17 protein-coding genes, 2 tRNA genes, 2 rRNA genes and 2 riboswitches are annotated in these 19,288 nt (G+C 38.7%); of the genes, 3 read left to right on the plus strand and 18 right to left on the minus strand.

From position 1 onward, the window contains the following. The 8 genes from MMB69_RS26765 to groES form a co-directional block, all read right to left on the minus strand. Nucleotides 1–102, minus strand: a 16S ribosomal RNA gene (locus MMB69_RS26765); the annotation flags it as partial. 372 nt (nucleotides 103–474) lie between these two features. Next, entirely contained in the window at nucleotides 475–1,800 is a 1,326-nt protein-coding gene (locus tag MMB69_RS26770; protein WP_013055032.1) for an NCS2 family permease, read from the minus strand. A gap of 132 nt (nucleotides 1,801–1,932) precedes the next feature. After that, nucleotides 1,933–2,034: riboswitch (purine riboswitch) on the minus strand. A 97-nt stretch (nucleotides 2,035–2,131) separates the two neighbouring features. Continuing rightward, nucleotides 2,132–3,661, minus strand: a complete 1,530-nt coding sequence (gene guaA, locus MMB69_RS26775) for a glutamine-hydrolyzing GMP synthase (protein WP_035335974.1) — start codon at nucleotides 3,659–3,661, stop codon at nucleotides 2,132–2,134. A gap of 123 nt (nucleotides 3,662–3,784) precedes the next feature. Continuing rightward, nucleotides 3,785–3,886: riboswitch (purine riboswitch) on the minus strand. Between the two features lie 39 nt (nucleotides 3,887–3,925). Continuing rightward, entirely contained in the window at nucleotides 3,926–6,118 is a 2,193-nt protein-coding gene (locus tag MMB69_RS26780) for a transglutaminase TgpA family protein (RefSeq protein ID WP_221786105.1), read from the minus strand. Continuing rightward, nucleotides 6,115–7,305, minus strand: a complete 1,191-nt coding sequence (locus MMB69_RS26785; protein ID WP_221786106.1) for a DUF58 domain-containing protein — start codon at nucleotides 7,303–7,305, stop codon at nucleotides 6,115–6,117. Before MMB69_RS26785 ends, MMB69_RS26780 begins: the two co-directional genes overlap by 4 nt. Before the next feature lie 10 nt (nucleotides 7,306–7,315). Further along, on the minus strand, nucleotides 7,316–8,266 hold the full coding sequence (locus tag MMB69_RS26790) for an AAA family ATPase (RefSeq protein WP_221786107.1): 951 nt from the start codon (nucleotides 8,264–8,266) through the stop codon (nucleotides 7,316–7,318). Between the two features lie 158 nt (nucleotides 8,267–8,424). Next, a complete protein-coding gene (gene groL, locus MMB69_RS26795; protein WP_028412700.1) occupies nucleotides 8,425–10,056 on the minus strand; it encodes a chaperonin GroEL in 1,632 nt (543 codons plus the stop codon). 67 nt (nucleotides 10,057–10,123) lie between these two features. Then, complete coding sequence (groES, locus tag MMB69_RS26800; RefSeq protein WP_013055026.1) at nucleotides 10,124–10,408, minus strand: co-chaperone GroES; 285 nt, start codon at nucleotides 10,406–10,408, stop codon at nucleotides 10,124–10,126. Nucleotides 10,409–10,707: 299 nt separating this feature from the next. Between groES and MMB69_RS26805 the strand changes: the two genes are divergently transcribed. Then, complete coding sequence (locus tag MMB69_RS26805; RefSeq protein ID WP_277448705.1) at nucleotides 10,708–11,436, plus strand: CPBP family intramembrane glutamic endopeptidase; 729 nt, start codon at nucleotides 10,708–10,710, stop codon at nucleotides 11,434–11,436. Then, nucleotides 11,433–11,660, plus strand: coding sequence for a YdiK family protein (locus MMB69_RS26810; RefSeq protein WP_043977171.1), 228 nt, complete (start codon nucleotides 11,433–11,435; stop codon nucleotides 11,658–11,660). The genes MMB69_RS26805 and MMB69_RS26810 overlap by 4 nt, the downstream gene beginning before the upstream one ends. Nucleotides 11,661–11,686: 26 nt before the next feature. Here MMB69_RS26810 and tatC read toward each other — a convergent pair whose 3' ends face one another. Genes tatC through MMB69_RS26825 form a run of 3 tightly spaced genes read right to left on the minus strand, consistent with a single transcriptional unit; the run spans nucleotide 11,687 to nucleotide 13,335 of the window. Beyond that, nucleotides 11,687–12,442, minus strand: coding sequence for a twin-arginine translocase subunit TatC (tatC, locus tag MMB69_RS26815; RefSeq protein WP_014461958.1), 756 nt, complete (start codon nucleotides 12,440–12,442; stop codon nucleotides 11,687–11,689). Between the two features lie 15 nt (nucleotides 12,443–12,457). Next, a complete protein-coding gene (tatA, locus tag MMB69_RS26820) occupies nucleotides 12,458–12,643 on the minus strand; it encodes a twin-arginine translocase TatA/TatE family subunit (RefSeq protein ID WP_014461959.1) in 186 nt (61 codons plus the stop codon). Nucleotides 12,644–12,696: 53 nt separating this feature from the next. Next, on the minus strand, nucleotides 12,697–13,335 hold the full coding sequence (locus tag MMB69_RS26825; protein WP_013055021.1) for a redox-sensing transcriptional repressor Rex: 639 nt from the start codon (nucleotides 13,333–13,335) through the stop codon (nucleotides 12,697–12,699). Between the two features lie 458 nt (nucleotides 13,336–13,793). Here MMB69_RS26825 and MMB69_RS26830 point away from each other — a divergent pair, with 458 nt between their 5' ends. Next, nucleotides 13,794–15,728 carry an ABC-F family ATP-binding cassette domain-containing protein gene (locus tag MMB69_RS26830; RefSeq protein ID WP_221786108.1) on the plus strand — a complete coding sequence of 645 codons (1,935 nt, stop codon included), beginning with the start codon at nucleotides 13,794–13,796 and terminating at the stop codon, nucleotides 15,726–15,728. 255 nt (nucleotides 15,729–15,983) lie between these two features. Here the strand turns inward: MMB69_RS26830 and tsaD are convergent, their stop codons facing one another. The 7 genes from tsaD to rrf all read right to left on the minus strand — a co-directional run bounded on the left by tsaD (nucleotide 15,984) and on the right by rrf (nucleotide 19,144). After that, nucleotides 15,984–17,000, minus strand: a complete 1,017-nt coding sequence (tsaD, locus tag MMB69_RS26835) for a tRNA (adenosine(37)-N6)-threonylcarbamoyltransferase complex transferase subunit TsaD (RefSeq protein WP_028410378.1) — start codon at nucleotides 16,998–17,000, stop codon at nucleotides 15,984–15,986. Further along, on the minus strand, nucleotides 16,997–17,446 hold the full coding sequence (gene rimI / locus MMB69_RS26840; protein ID WP_013055018.1) for a ribosomal protein S18-alanine N-acetyltransferase: 450 nt from the start codon (nucleotides 17,444–17,446) through the stop codon (nucleotides 16,997–16,999). Before rimI ends, tsaD begins: the two co-directional genes overlap by 4 nt. Before the next feature lie 14 nt (nucleotides 17,447–17,460). Further along, on the minus strand, nucleotides 17,461–18,159 hold the full coding sequence (tsaB, locus tag MMB69_RS26845) for a tRNA (adenosine(37)-N6)-threonylcarbamoyltransferase complex dimerization subunit type 1 TsaB (RefSeq protein ID WP_014461962.1): 699 nt from the start codon (nucleotides 18,157–18,159) through the stop codon (nucleotides 17,461–17,463). Continuing rightward, the gene (tsaE, locus tag MMB69_RS26850; protein WP_013081426.1) at nucleotides 18,156–18,626 is read right to left on the minus strand and encodes a tRNA (adenosine(37)-N6)-threonylcarbamoyltransferase complex ATPase subunit type 1 TsaE; all 471 of its coding nucleotides are present in this window, start codon (nucleotides 18,624–18,626) and stop codon (nucleotides 18,156–18,158) included. The genes tsaB and tsaE overlap by 4 nt, the downstream gene beginning before the upstream one ends. 220 nt (nucleotides 18,627–18,846) lie before the next feature. After that, nucleotides 18,847–18,922, minus strand: a tRNA-Asp gene (locus MMB69_RS26855). Nucleotides 18,923–18,926: 4 nt separating this feature from the next. Next, nucleotides 18,927–19,003 (minus strand) — tRNA-Met (locus MMB69_RS26860). A gap of 25 nt (nucleotides 19,004–19,028) precedes the next feature. Then, a 5S ribosomal RNA gene (gene rrf, locus MMB69_RS26865) occupies nucleotides 19,029–19,144 on the minus strand. Nucleotides 19,145–19,288 lie beyond the last annotated feature (144 nt).

A 19,288-nucleotide genomic window follows, 5' to 3' on the forward strand; every position in this document is an offset into this window, starting at 1 on the left:
CGCTAACGTCATAGAAGCAAGCTTCTAATCAGTTCGCTCGACTTGCATGTATTAGGCACGCCGCCAGCGTTCATCCTGAGCCAGGATCAAACTCTCCGAAGAAATGTTTGACTTGCTCAATTAAAAATAAAATTTAACGTTGACGTTTGTCGCTTTGTTCAGTTTTCAAAGTTCAACCGTTGCTCTGAAGCAACTTTATTAGTATAACATTCTATCATTTTGATGTCAACATCTTTTTTCAAAATGTTTCTCTCAACTGCGCTGTTCATCAGCGACATTTAATAATTTACCATATATAATATATAGAGTCAATCATTTTTCTAAAAAACTTTATAAATTAAAAAGTTAATGAAGTAAACCTTCAGTAAAATGATTGAATACTCTCTATTACAATAGCAATCTAGCCGCTATGCAGTTTTCTTATCTTACCATAAAAAAAAAGCCCAGTCATTAAACTGAGCTTTTTTATTTAAACTATTCTGCTAAGAATGCAAAATAGAGTATGAAGATGATACAGAGAGCATACATAATTGGATGAACTTCTTTTCCACGCTTGCTGCATAACATTGTAATAGGATAAAAGATAAAACCAACCGCAATACCTGTTGCAATACTGTATGTTAGTGGCATCATAATTACCGTGAAAAATGCGGGAACTGCTACTTCGAACTCTTTCCAATTAATTTCTCCTAAATTTGACACCATCAGAGCTCCTACCGTAATTAAAGCTGGCGCAGTAACAGCTGGTGTTACGACCGCTAACAATGGAGAAAAGAACAGTGCAACTAAGAAAAACGCCGCCGTTACGATTGCAGTAAATCCTGAACGTCCGCCCGCTGCTACTCCAGCCGTAGACTCTACATAAGCTGTTGTTGATGAGGTACCAAGAACAGCACCAACTACAATCGCACTAGAATCTGCCAATAACGCTCTGCCCGCTCGCGGAAGTTTATTATCTTTCATAAGCCCTGCTTGACTCGCTACAGCAACCATCGTACCTGCTGTATCGAAGAAATCAACAAATAAGAAAGTTAAAATGACGACTAGCATCTTTACAGTAAAGATATCACCGATATTTTGAAAAGCTGCCCCAAACGTCGGATCAAGACTAGGAACTGATGAAACAACTGCTTTAGGTGTATCAATTAAACCAAAAGCCATACCTGCTACAGCCGTTACAATCATACCGATAAATACAGCTGCATTTACCCGAAGCACCATTAATACAATAGTAATTACAATGCCAAAAACCGCAAGTAACGTTGTTGGGTTAGTTAAATCACCCAGTCCAACAAATGTAGCATCATCTTTGACGATGATTCCGGCACCTTTCATACCAATAAAACTAATAAATAAGCCAATACCTGCTCCAACAGCCATTTTTAATTCAATAGGAATAGAATTAATAATTTTTTCTCGCAGGCTTGTTAATGTTAAAAGAATAAAAATAACACCTGATATCATAACACCCGTTAAAGCCGTCTGCCATGGAATTCCCATTGTCAGAACAACTGTATAAGCAAAAAATGCGTTTAATCCCATACCTGGAGCTAATGAAATTGGATACCTACCAAGGACTCCCATAACAATTGATCCCAAAGCTGCCGCTAAAGCAGTAGCTGTAAATACAGCCCCTTGGTCCATTCTCATACTGTCAGGCAGATCCTTTACATCACTTAGTGATAGCACAGATGGATTAACAAATAAAATGTAAGCCATAGATAGAAAAGTTGTAAGGCCAGCTATAAACTCTTTTCGATAGCTAGTACCCAGCTCTTCAAAACGAAAATACTTCTTCACGTTTTTTCCTCCCTTTATAGAAGCCGCATGCACTTGGCAAGCCATAAAAAATGCCTCTACACTAGGCGCGTAAAGGCATAAGATCGACTAAAAGAGAAATGTATGAGCCAAAAAAACAAAAGATTTTTACACATACATGTATTACTTTCTCGTAGTCAAGCCATTTACGGTAGCTCGGTAGAAACTTTTGGGCCTTATCCCCAAGATTATACGACATTAAAGCTATATCTCGCTGTTTTATGTTACTATCCTACCATTAACTTTTTAAAAAAGTCAACAAAAAACGAACATTCTTATAAAAGAATGTTCGTTTGTTCGGTTTTCTTACATATTATTCCCATTCAATTGTTGCAGGTGGCTTACTTGTAATATCATACACTACGCGGTTAATATGCTTAACTTCGTTTACAATACGCGTTGAGATAACTTCAAGCACATCCCAAGGAATACGCGCCCAGTCAGAAGTCATACCATCAATCGATGTAACAGCACGAATACCGATTGTGTAATCATACGTACGAGCATCTCCCATTACACCTACACTGCGGATGTCAGGAAGAACCGTAAAGTATTGCCAGATATCGCGCTCTAAGTCAGCTTTTGCAATCTCTTCACGTAAAATAGCATCCGACTCACGTACAATTTCTAACTTCTCTTCCGTAATTGCACCAAGTACACGAATACCTAGACCTGGTCCTGGGAAAGGTTGACGCCAAACGATGTTATCAGGGATACCTAATTCAGAACCTAATGCACGTACTTCATCTTTGAATAGCGTGTTTAACGGTTCGATTAGTTTGAACTGCATATCTTCCGGTAATCCACCTACGTTGTGGTGAGATTTGATCGTTTGAGCTGTAGCTGTCCCACTCTCGATAATATCTGTGTATAGCGTACCTTGAGCTAGGAAATCAAACCCTTTTAATTTAGCAGCTTCGTCATCGAATACATAAATAAATTCATTACCGATGATTTTACGCTTTTGTTCAGGATCTGATACGCCGTTTAATTTTTCTAAGAAGCGATCTTTTGCATCGATTTTAATTACGTTCATATTAAAGCCTTCGCTAAATGTTTCCATTACGCTTTCCGCTTCACCTTTACGTAATAAACCGTGATCTACGAACATACATGTTAACTGATCACCAATTGCTTTGTGAATTAATACAGCTACTACTGAAGAGTCTACTCCGCCGCTAAGTGCGCAAAGTACTTTTCTATCTCCAACTGTTTCACGGATTTTATCCATTTCAACTTCAATGAAGTTCTCAATTGACCAGTTTGCTTCAGCATGACATACTTCAAACACGAAGTTCTTTAAGATATGGTTACCGTGCACTGAATGGCGAACTTCTGGATGGAACTGCACTCCGTACATATTCTTATCTTTGTTACTCATTGCGGCAATTGGACAAGATGGGCTAGTTGCGTCCACTTCAAAACCAGCTGGTGTTTCTACAACTAAATCACCGTGACTCATCCAAACAACTTGTTCTTTTGGCAACTCATGGTACATTAATGAATCGTTTTGTACGTTAATCGCTGCTTTACCATATTCACGATGGCTAGCACCTTCTACCTTCCCGCCAAAATGATGAGTCATTAATTGCATTCCATAACAAATACCTAAAACAGGAATACCTAATTCAAAAATGTTTTCATCGCAGTGAAATGCGTTTTCACCGTACACACTGTTTGGGCCTCCAGAGAAAATAATTCCCTTTGGATTTAATGCTTTAATCTCTTCTGCTGTAATTGTGTGCGGATGCAATTCACTATATACTCCGAACTCGCGAATGCGACGCGTAATCAATTGGTTATATTGACTACCAAAATCTAATACAACAATCATGCCTTCCATCTTGTTCACCTCTCCGAATGTGTAAATAATCACTTGTTATTATGCCCTAAAATATAAAAAAAACTAGACTTCTCCCTCAAAAAACAAAGGCAGAAGTCTAGTTGAGCACGACGTTTATCGTCAAATAGACTGTTCTGCCTTCATAGTCAGATCGTTTAAGGTGACCCGGTAGAGACTCTCGAACCATATTATCGAGGATATATGAAGGTATACGAAACATTTATAGTAAGTTCGAGAATATTCTATCAATCCGCGAAACAATGGTCAAGAACTCGTTTTTTTGATTAAATTTTCCCACAATTCAATCGACTCTTTCCATTCTTTTATGGAGTCTGCATTTCGATACAACACCCGCTCGTATTTTTCCGTTAATTGTAGCATATTTACCGTATTTAATTTTCCGTCTACTTCTCTTGCAAAGTCGCGCAGCGTTTGACTTTCTTGGCGCTTTAGTCCATTTGCAGCGAGTCTTTTAAGTAAAAAAGCATACGCTGATTCAAAGGTTTCCACACTCTCTTTCTTTTTATAAAAAGCGATATAAAAAGGTAAAAACCATTTAAATCGATTGAGATATATTACTATTAACATAACTACAATCAGTCCGCAGAAAAGCACTTTCCACTTTATAGACAACTTAGCATTTTGAAGAGAAGCTGTTTTTTCTTTCGCTCTTTCTTCTTGTGCCGGAAGCTCTTTTTCCTTAGGCTGCTCCTTCACTTGCGTTTCTTGTTTCTCTTCTTCCCTTTGACTATTTTCACTAGAGTTGTTAGGTTGGCTATCTACAAAATCATAAGGATTAGAAAAACTTTTTGTTGGTTCAAAAGGTACCCAACCCGCTCCTGGAAAATAGACTTCGACCCAAGAATGAGCATTATTTTGTGTGATTTCATAGGTTGTCCACTTACTACTTCCTGAAATGACGGTGGCATCACCTTCTGTATAGCCCTTTACCCACCGAGCAGGAATATCTAATGAACGAAGCAGCACAACCATAGAAGTAGAGAAGTTATCACAGTACCCTCTTTTTGTATCAAACAAAAATTGATCCACATAATCTTTATTTTTCGTAGGAATTGGAACATTTTCAGTATCATATACATATGGATTTGATCGGAAGTATTCTTCAACGGCTTTCGCTTTTTCATAACGATTGTTCTTATTTTTTGTTACCTCACGAGCTAAATCCTTTACTCGTTTCGGCAAGTTAGCAGGAAGTTGTGTATACCTTGCTATAAATTCGTTATTATTCTCTAAACTCTCTGCCTTTTTTTCCTCTGCTTGCTGAAGAAGTCCAATATCAAATACAGGGTATTTATACGTCATCTCATACGATTGAACAGTAACAAGCTTGTCATTTTGATAAGGATATAATTTTTCATTTGTCGGGGTAACATCGGTTTGAATGCCATTTTTTAAGGTTAGCGACAGCAGTTGAGGAACATGCATAAGATGAACAGAAGGCTGCGAATAGGTAACTTCTGCTTTTCTTACTTGTCCTGCTACACTTGAGTCATATTGAGGGAGTAAGTTTTCATTTCCTTTAAAGGGTACTTTTTCTTCCTCTTTAGACAGCTCCCACCCCTTACCTGTATAAACATCTTTCGTTTCAATACGCCAATAGTGCTCATCCTCTACTTTGGCTGTAAACACAACCGTATCATCATTAACAAACGATCCCCCCAATTTAGAATCGTCCATATCATAGCCAATTCGTTGACCGCTTGCAGATTCTCCCTGTCCTTGATTTGTTGTATGCGCTGTGATAAAAGGTACGGGATCTGGCCACTGTGGCCCTGGTTTAGGAGCAAGATAAGCCAGCACAATGACGATAGCTAAAAAGCTGCCTAAAAAAAGAAACGATCGTTTTCTATTTTCTAAACGCTCAGTGCTCGCAGCTTTTATGCGTTCAGGATTTATGCGAAGCATGGCTACTAATAAAAATCCAATAATGGTCACGCGAATAATAGCAGCTCCCGCATCGTAAGTAGAAAAGGTATCCAACACGGTAATATACAAAATAGTTAAGAAGAAAAAGAAGAAAATTCTTTTTTGATAAAAGATCCAATATCGAATTAAATAAGCCATAATCCAAAGCAGCACAAAAAATAAAGTGCTCCTCATTTCAAATGATAAATTCGCTATATTCCACTCCATGATACTTTGTGCATCTGACTGAAGAATCTCCAAAAGTCTCGGAAGCCAGTCTGAAGAAAAGAAGGCTCCTTGGAAATAGAGATTGTGAAGCGAAAACAAAATAAACAATATACTCCCTAACGTCATCACGATAAACGGCAAGCGAAACGTTAAACACAAAAAACAGTAAGCAACAAACAATATAAAGTACTGAATTTGATTGGTATCCGTCACTTCATTTAAAGGAAGAAGCCATTCCACTAATAAAAAGAATGCTCCCGCGTACAATAAGATGTTTTTTACATACAAAGCTGATTTATTCACTTATTTCCGCCCTCACTTCCTTTAGATGATAGAGGAAGAGGAATATTAACGACTTCAATCGTTAAAGCAGAAGATTGTATTCCATTTACAATAACCGTCTCTTCGTCACTAAGCCCTGCTCCTTCATCTTTAACGACAATTATTGATGCCTTAGCATGCAGACTCAGCTTAGATTGAACCTGCCCAATGAGAGTCCCTGTAACTTGACTGACAATGACCATAAAAGAATGCTGCTTTTGAATGGCAATACCCTTAAATTCTGTTTCGAATACTCGGTTGTTCACAGGCTGTGCACGCGCTAAGTGATACAACAGGTTATCGGTCTCACTTTGTTCAGAGGTTTTGGGTGAAAAAAGTGCATCTCCAGCTAAAAGAAAATCGATTTTTTTACGCTTGGTTTCTTCATGAATGAGCATGGATGCCAGAAAGCTCATTCGTTCTTCAAAGTATAGAGAGCTTATAACATCTGCAATGATAATCATACTCCGTTCATGGTAATGACCAAACTCTTTAGAAATCAACGTAGCTTTACGAGCCGTCGCCTTCCAATCGATAGACCCTAATCGGTCACCCGGCTGGTATTCTCTAATGCCTGTCACTAACGTAGTAGATTGATTCCCCGTCGAAACTTCATTTTTTCCTTCTTCTATTCCCGCTAAAAGAAACGGGATATCTATCTCATGGATTTGAGGATACACGACAAACCGCTGCTGCAGTGGATAATATGCCTTCTTTTTTACAATTCCTAATAAATCACTCATTTCAATCGAAATCGTAAAAAATTCATATTCTCCTCTTTCTACAAACGATCTTTCATACGGAATAACAGCGTTTCGTTGAAAAAGCGGATAAATTGTTCTTTCTTCTTGATCTAAAAGGTTACTCTCCTCTTTCACTGCTGCCATATAAACAGGAAAAGCCGAGGAGCGTGTAATGTGAATGTCATACGAAAGATGATCTCCAGCGAATCGAGGCTGTAGCTTCACATCACGAGTAACATTCCACTTCTTTAACGGATAAAGCAAAACGGCTGCCGCATATGATCCAAAAGGTAAGAAGCTATAAAATAAAAACCAGCTGACAAAGCCCCCTTGAAACATCGCGTAAGAAAACGTAGCAGCAAAGATGCAGAATAAAACGAACCAGTCTCTACATTTATTCCATATCACTTTTATATACTGTTTCATAAAGTACCTCTTACCTTTTAACAGGTACTTTCGTATCAGCCATAATTTGCTTCATCACATCACCCGCTGTTAAGCCGCTGTACTGGGTATCAGATCTTAGCGTTAATCGATGTGCACACACATACGAAGCAAGCTCTTGAACATCATCAGGAAGACAGTAGTCTCTTCCCTTCACTAAAGCATATGCTTGAACGGCCTTCATAAAGGAAACCGTTCCACGAGGACTAATACCTAACGAAATATGTGGATGAGAGCGCGTTTTGCGAATGATTTCGATGATATAGTGCTTAATCGCATCATCTACATAAATACTGCTTACAGTTTTTTGAGCCTGTACTAATTCTGGAATGCTCATAACGGGTTTGACATCCTCAAGATTAACTTGAGTCGATACGCCGTTTAAAATTTGAAGCTCCTCTTCCTGCGTAGGATACCCCATGCTTAATTTGAATAAAAATCGATCCAGCTGCGCTTCCGGCAAATGATAGGTCCCATCAAAATCAACAGGATTTTGAGTAGCCATCACAAAAAAAGGCGCTGGAATTTCCCGGGTGATACCATCGGTTGTTACATGATGCTCAGCCATTGCTTCTAAAAGCGCCGATTGTGTTTTAGGAGAAGTCCTGTTAATCTCATCAGCGAGCACAATGTGGCTCATGATAGGACCTGGACGAAAATGAAATTCCATGTCTTTTGGACTGTAAATAGAAACACCTGTTACATCGGACGGCAGCAAATCAGGCGTGAATTGAATTCGTTTAAACTCGGCATCAATCGATTTGGCCAGTGCCTTCACGAGCATCGTTTTCCCCACACCCGGCACATCTTCAAGCAAAATATGCCCCTTTGCAAGCAAAGCAACCAAACTCAACGTAGATACATGACGCTTTCCGATTACAATTTGATCAATGTTTTCTAATACTTGATTTAATTTATTATTAATATGATCCAGCTGAATCAACGAAGCTCCCCCTTAAAACTCAGTTAAGCCTTGAGTTTAGTATGTTTTTCAATAAACATAGTACTATCTTAACAAATTTTAAAAAAATCTGAAAATATTAATGCACGCAAAAAAGCGACCAAGTGAGTACTTGGTCGCTTTTTTAGGTAGGGCAGTGATTACATCATGCCGCCCATTCCACCCATGCCGCCCATATCAGGCATTGCAGGTGCTCCGCCTTCTTCTGGCTTATCAGCAACAACTGCTTCAGTTGTTAAGAACATAGCCGCTACAGAAGAAGCATTTTGAAGAGCTGAACGCGTTACTTTTGTTGGGTCAACGATACCAGTGTCTAGCATATTTACCCACTCGCCAGTTGCAGCGTTAAATCCAGTTCCAACTGCTTCGCCTTTTAGACGCTCAACGATTACTGATCCTTCTAAACCAGCGTTGTGAGCGATTTGACGTACAGGCTCTTCAATCGCACGTAATACGATGTTGATACCTGTAGCAGTGTCACCGTCAGCTTCGATGCTTGCTACTTTATTATAGATATTTACTAATGCAGTACCACCACCAGCTACGATACCTTCTTCAACCGCAGCACGCGTAGAGTTTAATGCATCTTCAATACGTAATTTACGTTCTTTTAACTCAGTTTCAGTTGCCGCCCCAACTTTAATTACAGCTACGCCACCAGCAAGTTTTGCTAAGCGCTCTTGTAATTTTTCACGGTCAAACTCTGAAGTTGTTTCTTCAAGCTGAGCTTTGATTTGGTTTACGCGTGCTAGGATATCTTCTGCGTTTCCTGCACCGTTTACAACTGTTGTATTTTCTTTTGTTACAACAATTTTAGAAGCGCGACCTAATTGATCGATGCCTGCTGTTTTTAAGTCAAGACCAAGCTCTTCAGTGATTACTTCTCCGCCTGTTAAGATTGCAACGTCTTGTAGCATTGCTTTACGACGATCACCGAAACCAGGAGCTTTAACAGCTACAGCTGTAAATGTACCACGAAGTTTGTTCACAACTAATGTTGCTAAAGCTTCGCCTTCTACGTCTTCAGCGATGATTAATAGAGGCTTGCCTTGTTGAACAACTTGCTCTAATACTGGTAAGATTTCTTGAATGTTACCGATTTTTTTGTCTGTGATTAAGATGTATGGATCATCTAATACAGCTTCCATTTTATCTGAATCAGTTACCATGTAAGGAGATGCATATCCACGGTCAAACTGCATACCTTCTACCACTTCTAATTCAGTTGTGAAACCTTTTGATTCTTCAAGTGTGATAACGCCGTCGTTACCAACGCGCTCCATTGCTTCAGCAATTAATTGACCTACTTCTTCGTCAGCTGCTGAGATAGCCGCTACTTGAGCAATTGAATCTTTACCTTGAATTGGTTTAGAGATTGCTTTTAGTTCTTCAACCGCTACAGCTACTGCTTTTTCCATACCTTTACGGATACCCATTGGGTTAGCACCAGCCGTTACGTTTTTAAGACCTTCTCTGATCATTGCTTGCGCTAAAACTGTTGCAGTAGTTGTACCGTCACCAGCAACGTCGTTTGTTTTGCTAGCAACTTCCGCTACTAATTTAGCACCCATATTTTCAAATGCGTCTTCTAATTCGATTTCTTTTGCAATTGTTACACCATCATTTGTAATAAGCGGTGAACCGAATTTCTTTTCCAATACAACGTTACGACCTTTTGGTCCAAGCGTTACTTTTACAGCATTTGCTAATGTATCTACACCACGTAGCATTGCGCGACGTGCTTCTTCGCTAAATTTAATGTCTTTTGCCATGTTCTTTGACCTCCTCAAGATGTTCTTAATAATCTATTTTTTACGTATGATAAGTTTGTGGTTAAAATTAGCCGATTACAGCTAAAATATCGCTTTCGCGTAAAATTAAGTATTCAGTACCTTCGTATTTCACTTCAGTACCCGCATATTTTGAGAAGATGATACGATCGCCCGCAGCTACTTCTAAAGCTACACGCTCACCGCTTTCTAATACTCGGCCTGTACCTACAGCAACAATTTTACCCTCTTGTGGCTTTTCTTTTGCACTGTCCGGTAACACGATACCGCTTGCTGTTTTTTCCTCAGATTTTACAAGTTCAATCACTACGCGATCACCTAATGGCTTTAACAAGTGAAACAACCTCCTCAAATAATATGTTTACATTTTTATTAGCACTCAACCTCGACGAGTGCTAACACAATTATTATATTAAAACAAAGTGGGTTTTTTTTGCAAGTATTAAACAAAAAAAATTTAAAATTTACAACAACTACATATAATAGTCTTAGATTTCGACGATTTTGAGAAATAAAGCATTCTTTTCTCTGTTCAATAATATGTATGTTACAATACGAGCAAGAAGAAATTACTGACTTTACAGTACTTCTTCGACATATATACATAAAAACCTTTTAAAGGAGTATAGAAGATTGGAAAAACGTTATTGGTATGTTATCCTCACCTACATCCTTATGCAGTTTTCAGGAGTTATTGGTATACCGCTGTTAAAATTAACAGGAATGTTTGATCAATATCCAGTTCGAACAGCGAATGTCATGCTTTTGACTTATTGGACCATCATTAGCTTTATCCTTGGTTTACTTATTGTCTTACTGCTGCTGCGCCGTGACATGTCCATGCGTATAGAACATGCGGGAACAACGGTAACTGTGGTCTGGTCAGTCCTTGGAGTGTTCCTGGCTATGGCTGGTCAAGCTGTAGCAGGTATGATTGAGCACGCTCTTGGCATTACCCAAGTATCTGAAAACACACAAAATATTGTTAATCTTGTTAAAGCAACGCCGTTCCTCATTGTCGTTACGTCTGTTATTGGACCAATTCTAGAAGAGATTATTTTTCGAAAGATTATTTTCGGCTCTCTTCACAAACGATATAATTTCTTTGTCTCTGCATTTATTAGTTCCCTTATTTTCGCTGCCGTACACTGGGATTTTAAACATTTGCTCGTGTATACAGCCATGGGATTTGTTTTTGCATTCCTTTATGCAAGAACAAAACTAATTATTGTACCCATTATTGCTCACGTGTTGATGAATACAATCGTTATTTTATCTCAAACTATTTTTGCAGATAAAATTATAGAAATGCAAAAGCAAGCAGAACAAATGCAGTTTATTTTTGGAGGCATGTTTTTATGAAGAATATCCCTTTAACACGAGGGTTTATTTATATTATTATGGGGGTTTTATTCACCTACCTGGCTATTCAAAATGCTCAGGAAACCGTGTGGAATTTCCCCACAATCTTATTTGCACTCGTAGCCGCGTTCGATTTCAGATTTGCGGTTCGCATTTTTATCTTGCACTATAAAATTAAAAAGTTGCAGCAGCAATATAAAAATCAAGATGATTCATCTAAATAAAAAAACCACTGTTTCAGTGGTTTTTTTTACATACTAACATCTTCTCTTTCTTGCTCTGCCCTTGCCTTTAACACTTTGCGATACGAAATGCGGGAAATAATGATGCTGATTTCATACAAAATTAAGAGCGGCACTGTCACCATCATGTGCGAGAGCAATTCCGGTGGTGTAATAAGTGCGGCAATAACTAGCAGTACGAAATAGGCATACTTTCGAATTTGAGATAAAAACATAGGCGTGATAATTCCTAATCGCGTCAAAAACATGACGACAACAGGAAGCTGAAACAACAGCCCAAAAGGCAGTGTGAGCTGCATTAAAAAAGAAAAGTATTCATTAATGCCAATCACTTGGTTTACATTCAGCTCATCAGAAACGCGCGTCATAAAATCGACGACAAATGGAAACAACACAAAATAAGAAAAAGAGACACCGCCGATAAAGAGAAAAATGGAAACAGGAATATATCCAAGCGTTACCTTACGCTCTTTTTCATATAAACCAGGACTAATAAATGCCCAAAGTTGATACAGTGCAACAGGAGCTGCAAGTACACAGCCAATAATAACAGCAAACTGCATATAAATCTTAACTGGATCTGTTAGCCTAAATGCATTCATCGTTAAATTTTTTGCCTCATCAGCATGCTGTAAATAGACAATAACCTTATCCGCTATAAAAAAGCCAGCAACTGTGGCAATGACAAAGAAAAATAAAACAATTAAAATGCGTTTTCGCAGCTCTCCTATATGATCATATATTGACATTTCTTGTTCGGTCATACTATGATCACCCTTTTACTCTTTGTCATCTACTTGACGCTGTTTATCTTTTTCACGATCATCTGATGCACCGCTAGCGGCATGCTTAAACTCTCTAAGCGTTTGCCCGACTGATCTTCCTAGCTCCGGTAACCGTTTCGGCCCAAAAATAAGCAGTGCTACAATCGCAATAATAATCCAACTGCCTGCTCCAATCCCCATATTCCCACTCTCCTTATTAATTTAGACTTAAGGAAATCGTAACACAGTCCATCTTATTCAACAGGATAATTTTTCAAAAAGTAGACAAGCGACTGTAATTCTACAGCCAGATCAATATGATGCAGTCGAATCTCATCCGGTACGTTTAAGCGTGCAGGAGTGAAGTTTAAAATCCCTTTAATTCCGCAATTCACTAAACGATCGGTAATTTGCTGAGCCACAGTGGCAGGAACTGTTAAAATCGCCACTGAGATATCATCACTCATATAATCTTCCAATTGGTCAAGGTGATAAACCGGCACGTCGCCTACTTTTGTACCGACTTTATCTTCTATCACATCAAAAGCGCACTCAATTTTGGTGTTATTATTTTTAATAAAATTATAATTTAAAAAGGCCGTTCCCAGATTCCCTACGCCAATAAGTGCTACTTTCGTTACTTCATCTTGGTCTAACGTTTTACGGAAAAATGTAAGTAAATAATTCACATTGTAGCCGTATCCCTTTTTCCCTAATGCTCCAAAGTAAGAAAAATCCCGGCGAATAGTAGCAGAATCAACTTTCACTGCCTCACTTAACTCCGCTGACGAAACACGCTGTTTACCAGAAGCATGCAAGTTTTTTAAAAAACGATAATAAAGCGGCAATCGTTTAGCCGTTGCTTGTGGTATTTTTAATTGTTCAGTGTTCACGTTGTACCCCCTCAGTTCATGTATGTCATTACTAACATTTTCAAGTCATATTGCATTACCTTTCACAAAGCCTCAACCGCTTTGAGGTAGCGCTTCCAATTCTCTCTCTTTTCTCTTGTTTTATATATACTCCGCTTCACACCCCGACGCCTTTTGTCTATCCAGCACTACTTAAAGTCGGTAGCTAGAACGAAGCAATTAGCCCTTCAAAGGATCCGTTTGTTAGTCATGACGGATTTTCTACATCCATCATATATAAGTTCAGAGATGCACTTATCTCTTATTTTAACATAGTATCCTGTATAAAATGTGCAGGTAAAATCATTTTATTTCATGAATCAAAACATTCGCTTCATCATTTGTTCTTGTCCCTCTGCAAATTACAAACGCTTGTAGGAAGAACTTGTAGTTGAAAATATGTTAAAATACACTATGGATATACTACTAGAGGTGAAAAAATGATTATTCTACAATTGAACGGTATTACAAAATACTATGGGGCAGAACCCATTTTATCGAATATAAAGTTAGAAGTACAATCAAAAGACCGCATTGCCCTAGTGGGACGAAACGGTGCTGGTAAATCAACTTTATTAAAAATTATTGCTGAGCAGCTTTCTTATGACAGCGGAGAAATTATTAAACCTAAAGGTGTTTCCATTGATTATATGGGACAAGATACAGTTCTTGAGTCAACACTCTCCATATGGGAAGAAATGATGACGGTCTTTGCTCCGTTAAAGAAGATGGAAAAAGAATTACGTACGCTTGAAACAAAGATGGGCGATCCAGACATTTTTAATGATTCAGTTCAATACGAAAAACTAACCAAAGAGTACGATCAGCTTCAAGTAACGTTCAAAGATTTAGGCGGCTATCAATATGAAGCGGATACACGATCTATTCTTCACGGTTTCCGTTTTTCAAACTTTGACTATAGCACCCCTATTTCCTCCTTGAGCGGTGGACAAAAAACGCGCTTGGCTCTTGCAAAACTGCTTTTAACAAAGCCAGACTTGCTTATTCTGGATGAGCCTACCAACCACTTAGATATTGAAACTTTAGCATGGCTGGAACAGTTTCTGCAAGGGTATGAAGGAGCTATTTTAATTGTTTCACACGATCGTTACTTCCTTGATAAGGTCGTAAATCAAGTGTATGAAGTCACACAAAAAACAACGGTCAAGTACACGGGCAACTACTCTAAATACCTTGTACAAAAAGCAGAGCGATATGAAAAAGAGTTGCGTCAGTACGAAAAGCAGCAAGATGAAGTCGCAAAACTAAATGATTTTATTCAGCGAAACATCGCCCGCGCATCGACTACAAAACGTGCGCAAAGCAGACGTAAGCAGCTCGATCGAATGGAGTTAATAAATCGACCTAACGAAGGCGAAAAATCAGCTAGTTTTTCGTTTGAAATTGAGCGTCAAAGCGGAAATGAAGTCTTAAACCTCGAAAACGTGTCCATCGGATATGATGAACACAAATACGTCGTCCAAGACGCAAACCTTCGGATTAAAAAAGGTGAAAGCCTTGCGTTGGTTGGCCCTAATGGAGTTGGGAAATCTACGTTATTAAAAGGTATTGTGGATAAACTAAGTTTCAAGACTGGAACCATTTCTTTTGGCTCAAACGTAATGGTTGGTTATTACGACCAAGAGCAAGCTAATTTAACGTCTAATAAAACCGTTTTAAATGAGCTTTGGGATGACTACCCATCCAAACCTGAGAAAGAAATTCGTACAGCGCTTGGAAATTTTCTGTTTTCAGGTGATGATGTACTGAAAATCGTTTCCACGCTTAGCGGTGGTGAAAAAGCACGTTTGGCTCTTGCGAAGCTTATGCTTCAAAAAGCTAATTTCTTAATTTTAGATGAACCTACTAACCATCTTGATTTAGATAGCAAACAAGTACTCGAAAATGCGTTAATCGATTACCCAGGAACTCTGTTATTTGTTTCACATGACCGTTATTTTATTAATCGTATTGCAAACAAAATAGCAGAGCTATCTCCTGAAGGGGTAGAAGAATTTCTTGGAGATTATGACTATTATGTAGAAAAGAAAGCAGAAATAGAGGAAATCAAAGAATTAGAAAATATAAAAGCAAACGAAGAACGCACGGTAAAAGTAGATAAACAGTCCTATAAACAAGATAAAGAACAAAAGAAATTGATGAGGCAGCGAACGCGCCGCATTGAAGAAATTGAAACTGAAGTAAACAAATTAGAAGCCGCACAAGCAGAGAATGAAGAACTTCTTTGTGACCCTGAAATTTATCAAAACCACGAAGAAGTATCAAGATTAAACGGTGAAAACGAAAAAATTTCTTCACAGTTATCCACATTAATGGAAGAGTGGGAAGAATTACAGCTTCTTCTAGAAGAATAGTCTATATTTTTTCGTATTTATTCATCCTATTTACTCGTTCGTACGCTTTAGAACAAGCTTTATCCACTCTGTGAATAAATAGTGGATATCTGTCTGATTTTCATAATTAAAACTTGTTAATAACAGGTCCGTGTACTGAGTGCACGGACTTTTCCACATAATTATCCACAGTTAATTCTAAATTTATTGAATATTGTTGATAAATTATTTTTATCCACAAAAAAAGACGAATGAGAACTAAATCTCATTCGTCTCTTACTCTTCCAAGTCTAAACCGGGGTTTGCGTTTAATGACATATCTGAACGTTTTCCTTGAGCAAATCGTACACTTGCTGCTGCTCCAATCATTGCGGCATTATCCGTGCATAGAGATAGCGGCGGGATAATAAGTTCAATGTTTGATAATGGTGCAAATGCCTCTTCTAGCGCTGCTCTAAGTCCTTTATTAGCAGCCACTCCTCCTGCTACTAACACTTGCTTAACGTTATATTCCTTTGCAGCTTTAACGGTTTTAGTTACTAACACATCAATAACACTCGCTTGAAAGCTAGCAGCAAGCGTTTGTGGAAGAATTTCTTCACCTTTTTGCTTCGCGTTGTGGACAGTGTTAATAACTGCTGATTTTAACCCACTGAAACTAAAATCATAGGATCCTTCTTCTAGCCAAGCACGCGGCAAATCAATTAATGGCTCTCCCTCATGTGCAAGGCGGTCGATATGCGGTCCGCCTGGATATGGAAGGTTTAACGTGCGGGCTACTTTATCGTAGGCTTCTCCTGCTGCATCATCTCTCGTTTCACCAATCACTTTAAACTGGCCGTGACTTTCCATGTATACAAGCTCCGTATGCCCTCCAGATACAACTAGCGATAAAAGGGGGAACTCTAATTTTTTGATTAGCTGATTCGCATAAATATGTCCTGCAATATGATGAACACCAATTAATGGCTTTTGATGTGCAAATGCTAGCGCTTTGGCTGCATTTACGCCAATAAGAAGTGCTCCCACAAGCCCTGGTCCTTCCGTTACAGCTATTGCATCAATATCTGCAAACGTCAAGTTCGCTTGATTTAAAGTTTCTTCAACTACCACCGTAATTTGTTCCACATGATGACGAGATGCAATTTCTGGTACGACACCGCCAAATCGTTTATGACTTTCTATTTGAGAGGCCACCACATTGGCTACAATTTCATGACCGTTTCGAATCACGGCTGCTGCTGTCTCATCACAGCTTGTTTCTAATGCTAAAATTAATTGATTTTCACTCATAAATTCACCCACATAACTAATGCATCCTCATTGTTATCAGAATAATAATTCTTACGAATACCTCCAGGTTTAAAACCTAGCTTTTGATACAATGATTGTGCAATATGATTAGATACCCTAACTTCTAATGTCATTGACGTAGCACCTAGTTTTCGAAGAACGTCCATTACGTTGCGCAGCAGCAATTCACCGAGTCCCTTACCTCGGTAGTCTGGCAATAGCGCAATGTTGGTTACATGTGCTTCGTCGATAACAATCCACGTTCCGCAATACCCAATAATATTTTCTCCTTCTTCCATCACAATGTAAGTTGAAAATTGATTATTGGTTAACTCATTTTGAAACGCTTCTGAACTCCAAGGTGTCGTAAAAGACTTCTCTTCGATTTTCACTACTTGATCAATATCTTTAACTTCCATTAAACGAAACTTAATTGTTAGTTTCATGTTTATACCTTCTTTTATCCTTTTTGCTGTGAAGCAAGCCAGTTGGCTTCGGCTTCAGCTAAACGAATGTAGTTCGGAACAAAAGTATGCACAGACTGCGGCTCTTTCTTCATTCCTAAGAAAGCCAATTCACTTGGTCTTGGATTAAACTGCTGAACATGGGCAAATACAGCTTGTTCACCCAACACTTCTTTTAACGCCTCTTCATGCATAGGAAGATCATTGCCTATGAATAAAATAGGTTTGTTGTATGACTTTAAATGTTCCGCCCAGTCTTTATTAATAACAAGTCGATCACTTTCAACTTCTAGAAGACCTCGTTCGTTATTCCATTCGTATAGTCCTGTATAAAGCTGTTGACGGCGCGCATCAAATAACGGAGCAATATATCCATCAAAATAGCGACCGTTTGCTGCTAGTGCCTCAAGGCTAGATACACCTATTAAAGGAATATTTAAAGTCCAAGCAAGTGTCTTAGCAATGGTAACGCCAATGCGTACACCTGTATAAGATCCTGGACCGTGTGCCACTACAATACGGTCTAGCTCGCTTGGCGCAATATCACAATCCTTTAACAAAGATTCCACAGCGTTCATCACACGAACAGAGTGGTTCTTTTTTAGATTCGTAATAATTTCTCCAATTACTTTGTTTTCTTCAACGACAGCAACACCCATGACAAAATTGGATGTATCAATGGCTAACATTTTCATCTTTTAAAAAGCTCCTTACATATTTCAACGTACCGACTGCCTATCGCTTTTACAAGGATTTTACGAGTCGTTTCGTTTTCATGGTAAATATTGATTTGAATATATTCATTAGGAAGCTGCTCTTCAATCAGATGAGCCCACTCCACGACCGTCACGCCATCTCCTTCAAAATACTCATCAAACCCTAGGTCTTCAAATTCATCCCCTAGACGGTACACATCCATATGATAAAGAGGAAGGCGACCGCTTTTGTATTCTTTAATGATCGTAAATGTCGGGCTATTCACATTGCGTTCAATTCCTAATCCTTTAGCTAAACTTTTTGTGAATGTTGTCTTTCCAGCTCCCAAATCGCCTTCAAGCAGCAGCACGTCACCAGCTTCTAATAAAGTTGCTAGACGAGCAGCCAGCTGATTAGTTTCATCAGGAGACGTAGACATAAACGTAAATTCGTTAATCTCTGTCATTCATTCAGAACCTCATTTCAATCTGTATATATATATTGTAAACGTTGTGGACTATACATATCCAGTAAGAAATCCAACAATCTTTAACATCACAATTCTATGAAGAAATTTCTTTGTATATAAAAAATTCCTTAGGATTGCTCCTAAGGACGGTAAAGTTTTATATAAAAATGGTTCAAACAATAAAAAAGACGAAACACATTGTTTCGTTTCTAAAACATGGCGGTCCCGACGGGAATCGAACCCGCGATCTCCTGCGTGACAGGCAGGCATGTTAACCGCTACACCACGGGACCATGTTGGTTGCGGGGACAGGATTTGAACCTGCGACCTTCGGGTTATGAGCCCGACGAGCTACCGAACTGCTCCACCCCGCGATGATAAAAAAAGCAAAATAAAAATGCCTAGCGATGTCCTACTCTCACAGGGACAAAGTCCCAACTACCATCGGCGCTAAAGAGCTTAACTTCCGTGTTCGGTATGGGAACGGGTGTGACCTCTTTGCCATTATCACTAGACATTTATATGAGATTGTTCTCTCAAAACTAGGTAACAGTTTGCTGAGTAAAGCTTACGCTTTTAAAAGTTTGGTTAAGTCCTCGATCGATTAGTATCAGTCAGCTACACATGTCGCCACGCTTCCACCTCTGACCTATCAACCT

This window comes from Priestia sp. P5 (assembly GCF_029522155.1).
Classification (GTDB): Bacteria; Bacillota; Bacilli; order Bacillales; family Bacillaceae_H; genus Priestia; species Priestia megaterium_E.

Excerpts from the sequence above, each read along its gene's own strand:
- guaA (WP_035335974.1), bottom strand. The coding sequence starts at position 3,661 with ATGGAAGGCATGATTGTTGTATTAGATTTTGGTAGTCAATATAACCAA.
- MMB69_RS26785 (WP_221786106.1), bottom strand. The coding sequence starts at position 7,305 with ATGAAACAGTATATAAAAGTGATATGGAATAAATGTAGAGACTGGTTC.
- groL (WP_028412700.1), bottom strand. The coding sequence starts at position 10,056 with ATGGCAAAAGACATTAAATTTAGCGAAGAAGCACGTCGCGCAATGCTA.
- MMB69_RS26810 (WP_043977171.1), top strand. The coding sequence starts at position 11,433 with ATGAAGAATATCCCTTTAACACGAGGGTTTATTTATATTATTATGGGG.
- tatC (WP_014461958.1), bottom strand. The coding sequence starts at position 12,442 with ATGACCGAACAAGAAATGTCAATATATGATCATATAGGAGAGCTGCGA.
- tatA (WP_014461959.1), bottom strand. The coding sequence starts at position 12,643 with ATGGGGATTGGAGCAGGCAGTTGGATTATTATTGCGATTGTAGCACTG.
- MMB69_RS26830 (WP_221786108.1), top strand. The coding sequence starts at position 13,794 with ATGATTATTCTACAATTGAACGGTATTACAAAATACTATGGGGCAGAA.
- tsaD (WP_028410378.1), bottom strand. The coding sequence starts at position 17,000 with ATGAGTGAAAATCAATTAATTTTAGCATTAGAAACAAGCTGTGATGAG.
- rimI (WP_013055018.1), bottom strand. The coding sequence starts at position 17,446 with ATGAAACTAACAATTAAGTTTCGTTTAATGGAAGTTAAAGATATTGAT.
- tsaB (WP_014461962.1), bottom strand. The coding sequence starts at position 18,159 with ATGAAAATGTTAGCCATTGATACATCCAATTTTGTCATGGGTGTTGCT.
- tsaE (WP_013081426.1), bottom strand. The coding sequence starts at position 18,626 with ATGACAGAGATTAACGAATTTACGTTTATGTCTACGTCTCCTGATGAA.